This is a genomic window from Streptomyces sp. NPDC003038 (assembly GCF_040611115.1).
In the GTDB taxonomy this organism is placed as follows: Bacteria; Actinomycetota; Actinomycetes; order Streptomycetales; family Streptomycetaceae; genus Streptomyces.
This window is the reverse complement of the sequence record NZ_JBEXNN010000018.1, coordinates 131,496-138,087: the sequence shown is the minus strand read 5'-3', so window position 1 is coordinate 138,087 and position 6,592 is coordinate 131,496. Positions and strand designations below refer to the sequence as shown.

Genomic DNA, 6,592 nt, shown 5'->3' with positions numbered 1-6,592 from the left:
CGCCGCCGAACGATTATTGTGGGAAAGCCCCGCACCTTATGGTGCGGGGCTTTTCTGCGTTCCCGGCCCGTTCTTGTGACGTCCGGTGCGTCGGGCGGGAGCCTCCGGTGTCGAGGCTCCCGCGAAAAGGAGACGGCTACAGGCGGCCGGCGGCCTTGAGGGCGAGGTAGGCGTCCGCCAGGGCTGGGGCCAGGGTGTCCGGGGTGGCGTCGACCACGTGGACGCCGTGGCGGGTCAGTTCGTCGGACGTGCGGCGGCGCTGGGACTGGGATTGCGTTCCGGCCGCGGCTTCGTAGACCGCGTCCACCGTGCCGCGGGACTTCGTCATCTCCGCCACGTGCGGGTCGGCCACGGAGGCCAGGAGGACCGTGTGGCGCTGGGTGAGGCGCGGGAGGACGGGGAGCAGGCCCTCTTCGATGGGGGCCGCGTCCAGGCTCGTCAGGAGGACCACCAGGGAGCGGCGCGGGGCGCTGCGGAGGATGGTCGAGACCAGGGTGCGCGAGTCCGTTTCGACCAGTTCCGGTTCGAGGGTGGCCATCGCGTTCACGAAGGACGGCAGGATGTCGGCCGCCGAACGGCCCTGTACCTGGGCGCGGGGGCGGCGGTCGTAGGCCAGGAGGTCCACGCGGTCGCCGGCGCGGGTGGCCAGGGCGGCGAGGAGCAGGGCCGCGTCCATCGCGGAGTCCAAGCGCGGGGCATCGCCGACGCGGCCCGCCGAGGTGCGTCCGGTGTCCAGGCAGATCAGGATGTGCCGGTCGCGTTCGGGGCGCCAGGTGCGGACGGCCACCTTGTCCTGGCGGGCCGTGGCACGCCAGTCGATGGAACGGGTGTCGTCGCCGGGGACGTAGTCACGGAGGCTGTCGAACTCGGTGCCCTCGCCGCGGGTCAGCAGGCTCGTACGGCCGTCCAGTTCGCGCAGCCGCGCGAGGCGCGACGGGAGGTGCTTGCGGCTGGTGAAGGGCGGCAGGACGCGGACCGTCCATGGGGACACGTGGGAGGCCTGGCGGGCCCAGAGGCCCAGCGGGCCGTACGAGCGGATGGTGACGCGGTCGGCCTGACGGTCGCCGCGGCGGGTGGGCAGCAGGTGGGTGGTCAGGCGGCGGCGCTCGCCCGCCGGGATGGTGACCGTATGGCGGGAGGCTGCCGTCTCCGTGCCCGGGAGCCAGCTGCTCGGGGGCCAGGCGTCGCGGAGGCGGCCGCGCAGGGTTCGGCCGCTGGGATTGGTGACCGACAGATGGACCTGGGCGGCTTCGCCGAGGCGGACCGAGGTGTCGCCCGAACGGTGCAGCTTGAGGGTGCGGACCGGCGCCGCGAGGGCGCAGTCGACCGCGCAGGCCAGCGCGAGCGGGGCGTTGACCGCGAGGATCCCCGCCCAGCTCGGTTCCAGGATGCCGACGGGGATGCTGCCGAGGGCCGCCAGCAGGGCGGCGCGTCCGGTGACGGCCATCAGCGCGGCACGGGGACGTGGGAGAGGATCGCGGTGATGACGGCGTCGGCCGTGACTCCCTCCATTTCCGCTTCCGGGCGCAGCTGGACGCGGTGGCGGAGGGTCGGCAGGGCGAGGGCCTTGACGTCGTCGGGGGTGACGTAGTCGCGGCCGGTGAGCCAGGCCCAGGCGCGGGCGGTGGCCAGCAGCGCCGTCGCGCCGCGCGGGGAGACGCCGAGGGTGAGGGAGGGGGATTCACGGGTCGCGCGGCAGATGTCCACGACGTAGCCGGTGATCTCCGGGGAGACGCTGGTGAGTTCGACGGCCTTGCGGGCGGCTTCGAGTTCCTTCGGGCCGGCCACCGGGCGGACGCCCGCGGCGTGCAGGTCGCGCGGGTTGAAGCCGGCGGCGTGGCGGGTCAGGACACCGATCTCGTCCTCCCTGGAGGGCAGGGGCACGGTGAGCTTGAGGAGGAAGCGGTCGAGTTGGGCTTCCGGCAGGGGGTAAGTGCCCTCGTATTCGACCGGGTTCATGGTGGCGGCCACCAGGAAGGGCTCCGGGAGCGGGCGGGGCGTGCCGTCGACCGTGACCTGGCGTTCCTCCATCGCTTCGAGGAGCGAGGACTGGGTCTTGGGAGGGGTCCGGTTGATCTCGTCCGCGAGGAGGAGGTTGGTGAAGACCGGGCCGTTCTGGAAGGAGAACTCGGCGGTGCGTGCGTCGTAGACGAGAGAGCCCGTGACATCGCTCGGCATCAGGTCGGGGGTGAACTGGACGCGCTTGGTGTCGAGTTCGAGCGACGCGGCCAGGGCTCGTACGAGGAGGGTCTTCGCGACGCCGGGGACGCCTTCGAGGAGGACGTGGCCGCGGCACAGGAGGGCGACGACGAGACCGGTGACGGCGGAGTCCTGACCGACCACGGCCTTGCCGATCTCGGTGCGGAGCGCTTCGAGGGAAGCGCGGGCGCTGTCCGCGGCGGCGGACTCGGTGGCCGGGTACGTCATGACGTACGGACCTCTCTTTCGAGGGCGTCGAGGTGGTCGGCGAGCGCGACGAGTGCCGCGTCGTCGGTTGGGGTGGAGCCGAAGAGGAGGGCGGTCACGTCCCGTGCCTCGCCCGCGAGCCGGGCGGAGACGGCGGGGACCAGTGTGGTGGGCTCGTGGGCCCGGGTGTGCGGTACGCCGACCAGGGCGGCCAGGCGTTCGCGGGTGGCGGCGCGCAGCACGGTGGCGGCGCGGTCGCGGGCCCCGGCCTTGCGGTAGAGGCGGGCGCGGCCCTCGGTGGCCTCGGAGGCGCGGATGACGACGGGCAGTCTCTCCGTGACCAGGGGGCCGAGCCGGCGGGCACGCCAGAGGGCGGCGAGGGCGGCGGCGATGAACAGCTGGAGGAGGGCCCAGGACCAGCCGGCCGGGACGAGCTCCAGGAAGCTCTTCTCCTCGCCGCCGGGGGCGCCGTCCGGGTCGCTGTCCGCGAGGGACGGCATGTACCAGACCAGGTCGGGGCGGGAGCCGAGGAGGTGGAGGGCGAGGGAGGCGTTGCCCTCCTCGGCGAGGTTCTCGTTGAGGAGGATCGCTTCGGAGCCGAGGAGGACGGTGTCGCCGCCGGCGGTTCCCGTGGGGAGGACGAGGAGGGTGGGGTGACCGCCGCTGGGGTAGCAGACGCTGATCCCGTGCAGGGCGGTGGTGTAGCGCAGGCCGTCGCCCGTGCCGGCGCGGCCGGCGGAGGTGGCGGCGGGCAGGACGCATTCCGGGGCGAGGTCGTCCGTGTGGGCGCTGCCCTTGGTCCGCACGCCCGGGGCCAGGTCGGGAAGGCTGAGGCCGCTGGGGGCGAGCAGGACCGTACGGCCGCCGGAGGGCTCGGTGGCGGATCGCAGGGCGCGGCGCTGGGCTTCGCCGAGCCGGTCGGGGTCCGTGACGAGGAGGGTGGTGCGGGGGCCGGCCGCGGCGGCGGCCTCGCGGGTGGTGGTGACGACGCGGGTGGTGACGCCGCGCTCCTTGAGGAGCTCGGCGACGGCCATGCTGCCGAAGGGGTCGGGAGAGCGGGGGTCGAGGTAGCCGTGGCGGGTGCCGGAGTTGAGGGCGGCGACGGCGAGTCCGCCTGCGGCGAGCACGGCGAGGAGGGTGAGGGCGCGCCGTACCCGCCGCCGGATCTGGCGGCTCCGCTGGGCTGGGCCGGGGGCCGGGGTCTCGCCGGGGGCGGGGGTGGGCGTTCCGGGGGTTTCGGGGGTGGGGGTGGGGCCGGTCATGCCGTGGGTCCCGTCAGGAGCGGCTTCGTGCGGGCCAGGGTGAGGTCGAGGGCGCGCAGGCGGCCGTACATGTCGGCGTCGGCCGCGCGGCCGCCGTAGGTGACGTCGTCGAAGGCGCGGGCGGCGGCGCGCAGGTCCCCGGCGTGGTCCGGGAGGGACACCGCGGCTTCGGCCGCGGCCTCGTCGGCGGTGCGGCCGGGGCGCGGGTCGAGGAGGGTGCGCTCCTCCAGGGAGCGCACGACGGCGCGCATGCGTTCCTGGACGGCTTCGGTCCAGCGGCCCGCGGCGGCGTGGGCGTCGGCGGCCGTGCGGTGGTCGGCGGCGCTGCGCACGCCGTCGTCGAAGAGGATGCCCGCGCCGGTGGCGGCCCGGCGGGGGGAGCCGAGCCGCCACCACAGGGCGGCGATGATCAGGACGACCAGGAGGAGGATCACGAGCAGGCCGAGCCCGCCTCCGGGGGTCGCCCCGGAGGCGCGGTCCAGGAGTCCGGTGACCCATTCCCACAGCCGGTCCAGGGCGCGCTGGATCAGGCCCGGGTCGTTCTCGTGGTACTTCGGCTCGGACAGTTCGCGCCCGGCCGCCTCCCGGGCCGGTTCGCGCGGTGTCGTCACCGGTGGTGTCTCCGCGTGCGGCAGGAGCGCCGCGGAGCGGGTGATGAGGCCCCCCGTACTCATCATCGCTGCATCAGCCTCCGGTCACCGGTCCGCCGGAGGGCGGTGCGGCGGCGGCGGCGGTGTTCGCGCCGTAGTTCTCGACGCCCGCCGCACGCGCGAGCTCCAGGTCGAGCGCCTCGCGGCGGATGCGCTGGTCGACGTAGAGCAGGACCGTTACGCCGGACTGCATGGGCATGGTGATCGTCTGGGCGATGATCACGCCGACGGCGGAGAAGACGAGCGATCCCCAGGCGGTGGTGGCGGTGCCGTCCGCGAGGCCGTTGAAGCCGCCGCCGAAGACGGCGATGCCGATGATGGTCAGCGGCCAGACGATGATCGCCGAGACGAAGCCGGTGATGAGGCCGGTGAGCGCGGTGATGCCGAAGATGCGCCACCAGGTGCCCTTGACGAGCTTGGAGGAGCGGCCGAGGGACGTGAAGACGGTGCTCTTCTCCAGCATCAGCGCGGACGAGGCCAGGCTGAACTTGATCCACAGCCAGACGAGCAGCGGCATCGCGGCCAGGCCGCCCGCGAGGACGATGCCGATCTCCCTGGCGAGGATGCCGGGCATGACCAGCACGGCGACGAGGAGGATGGCGCCGAGCCCCAGGAGCAGGGTCAGCCCGATCAGGCGCAGCAGCTGCGGGCGGGCGTCGCGCCAGGCGGCGGAGACCGTGGAGCTGGTGCCTAGCACCGCCCGGCTGAAGATCATCGTGAGCATCGCGGTGGCCACGATGGTCCCGAGGGCCTGGATGAACAGGGTCGCGATCGAGAGCGCCGTGCTGGTGCCGAGGGTGTTGATCGTGTCCGCGAGGTTCGCCTCGGGGTCCGCGGCGAGGGTGAGGCCCCCCATCGCGTACTTCTGCACGAGGACGCTGAAGACCTGGACGACGGTGGCCACGACGAGGGTGATCGGCAGCACCGACCGCCAGTGGGTGCGCATGGTGGCGACCGCGCCGTCGAGGATCTCGCCCATGCCGAGGGGGCGCAGCGGGATCACACCGGGCTTGGCGGCGGGGGGCTTGCCCCACTGGCCGGGGCCGCCCGGGTAGCCGTACTGGCCGCCGTACGGGCTGCCGTAGGGCGCGCCGGGCTGTCCGCCCCAGCCCGGGCCCTGCGGCTGTCCCGGGGCCGGCTGGGCGGGAGCGGCGGGCGTTCCCGTACCGGGGCTGGACCACTGGCCGGGTGGGGGCTGCTCGGCGGACCACTTGCCGTCACCGGCGGGCGGAGTCGCCGGCGCGGGCGGCTGCGCGGGACCGGCGCCCGGCTGGTCGGCGGGTGCCCCCGGCCGCTCACCGTCGGACGGAGAGGGTCCGGGCGTAGCCCAGCCCGGAGAGTCGTTCATCGTCGCTCCTTCACGTGCACCTGCTGCGGCGGGGGGCGCTGGTCGCTGCCATCGTGCCACGTGACCTCATGGAACGGACCGGCCGTCCCCCCGGATCCCCGGCAGCCCGTACCTTCAATTGTCACCCGGATCCGGGGCAGACTGGTCGACCTGATCTCCACGCAGGTCCGAAGGGCGATTTCCAGCCCTTTTGGCTGTGGGACAGCTCACCGCCAGGTAACGATTAGCTAATGGGATGATGTCAACCATGAAGGGACGCGTCCTTGTCGTCGACGACGACACCGCGCTGGCCGAGATGCTCGGCATTGTGCTGCGTGGAGAAGGTTTTGAGCCGTCGTTCGTAGCGGACGGTGACAAGGCACTTGCTGCCTTCCGGGAGGCGAAGCCGGACCTGGTGCTGCTCGACCTCATGCTGCCCGGACGGGACGGCATAGAGGTGTGCAGGCTGATCAGGGCCGAGTCCGGCGTGCCGATCGTCATGCTCACGGCCAAGAGCGACACGGTGGATGTCGTCGTGGGCCTGGAGTCCGGGGCCGACGACTACATCGTCAAGCCGTTCAAGCCGAAGGAGCTGGTGGCCCGTATCCGGGCCCGCCTGCGCCGGTCGGAGGAGCCCGCGCCCGAGCAGCTGGCCATAGGTGACCTCGTCATCGACGTGGCCGGGCACTCGGTCAAGCGGGACGGTGTCTCCATCGCCCTGACCCCGCTCGAGTTCGACCTGCTGGTCGCCCTCGCGCGCAAGCCCTGGCAGGTCTTCACCCGTGAGGTGCTGCTGGAGCAGGTCTGGGGCTACCGGCACGCGGCGGACACCCGTTTGGTCAACGTGCATGTACAGCGCCTGCGCTCCAAGGTCGAGAAGGACCCGGAGCGCCCCGAGATCGTCGTGACGGTGCGTGGTGTCGGCTACAAGGCAGGACCGAGCTGAG

At 73.2% G+C, this 6,592-nt stretch carries 6 protein-coding genes; 1 reads left to right on the top strand and 5 read right to left on the bottom strand.

Features of this window, described 5'->3' with window-relative positions:
* Positions 1-136: 136 nt before the first annotated feature.
* From ABZX75_RS22650 to ABZX75_RS22630, 5 genes are read right to left on the bottom strand one after another with little or no spacing between them, the layout of a single operon-like run.
* Positions 137-1,447: a DUF58 domain-containing protein gene (locus ABZX75_RS22650; protein WP_355413263.1), complete on the bottom strand. Its 1,311-nt coding sequence runs from the start codon at positions 1,445-1,447 to the stop codon at positions 137-139.
* Positions 1,447-2,427, bottom strand: a complete 981-nt coding sequence (locus ABZX75_RS22645) for a MoxR family ATPase (protein ID WP_355413261.1) — start codon at positions 2,425-2,427, stop codon at positions 1,447-1,449. Before ABZX75_RS22645 ends, ABZX75_RS22650 begins: the two co-directional genes overlap by 1 nt.
* The gene (locus ABZX75_RS22640; protein ID WP_355413259.1) at positions 2,424-3,668 is read right to left on the bottom strand and encodes a DUF4350 domain-containing protein; all 1,245 of its coding nucleotides are present in this window, start codon (positions 3,666-3,668) and stop codon (positions 2,424-2,426) included. Before ABZX75_RS22640 ends, ABZX75_RS22645 begins: the two co-directional genes overlap by 4 nt.
* Positions 3,665-4,342 (bottom strand): DUF4129 domain-containing protein, encoded by a 678-nt coding sequence (locus tag ABZX75_RS22635; RefSeq protein ID WP_355413277.1) that lies wholly within the window; start codon positions 4,340-4,342, stop codon positions 3,665-3,667. The genes ABZX75_RS22640 and ABZX75_RS22635 overlap by 4 nt, the downstream gene beginning before the upstream one ends.
* A 10-nt stretch (positions 4,343-4,352) precedes the next feature.
* Positions 4,353-5,666 (bottom strand): hypothetical protein, encoded by a 1,314-nt coding sequence (locus tag ABZX75_RS22630; RefSeq protein ID WP_355413257.1) that lies wholly within the window; start codon positions 5,664-5,666, stop codon positions 4,353-4,355.
* A 235-nt stretch (positions 5,667-5,901) separates the two neighbouring features.
* Between ABZX75_RS22630 and mtrA the strand changes: the two genes are divergently transcribed.
* Positions 5,902-6,591: a two-component system response regulator MtrA gene (gene mtrA, locus ABZX75_RS22625; RefSeq protein WP_214949728.1), complete on the top strand. Its 690-nt coding sequence runs from the start codon at positions 5,902-5,904 to the stop codon at positions 6,589-6,591.
* The last annotated feature ends 1 nt before the right edge of the window (position 6,592 follow it).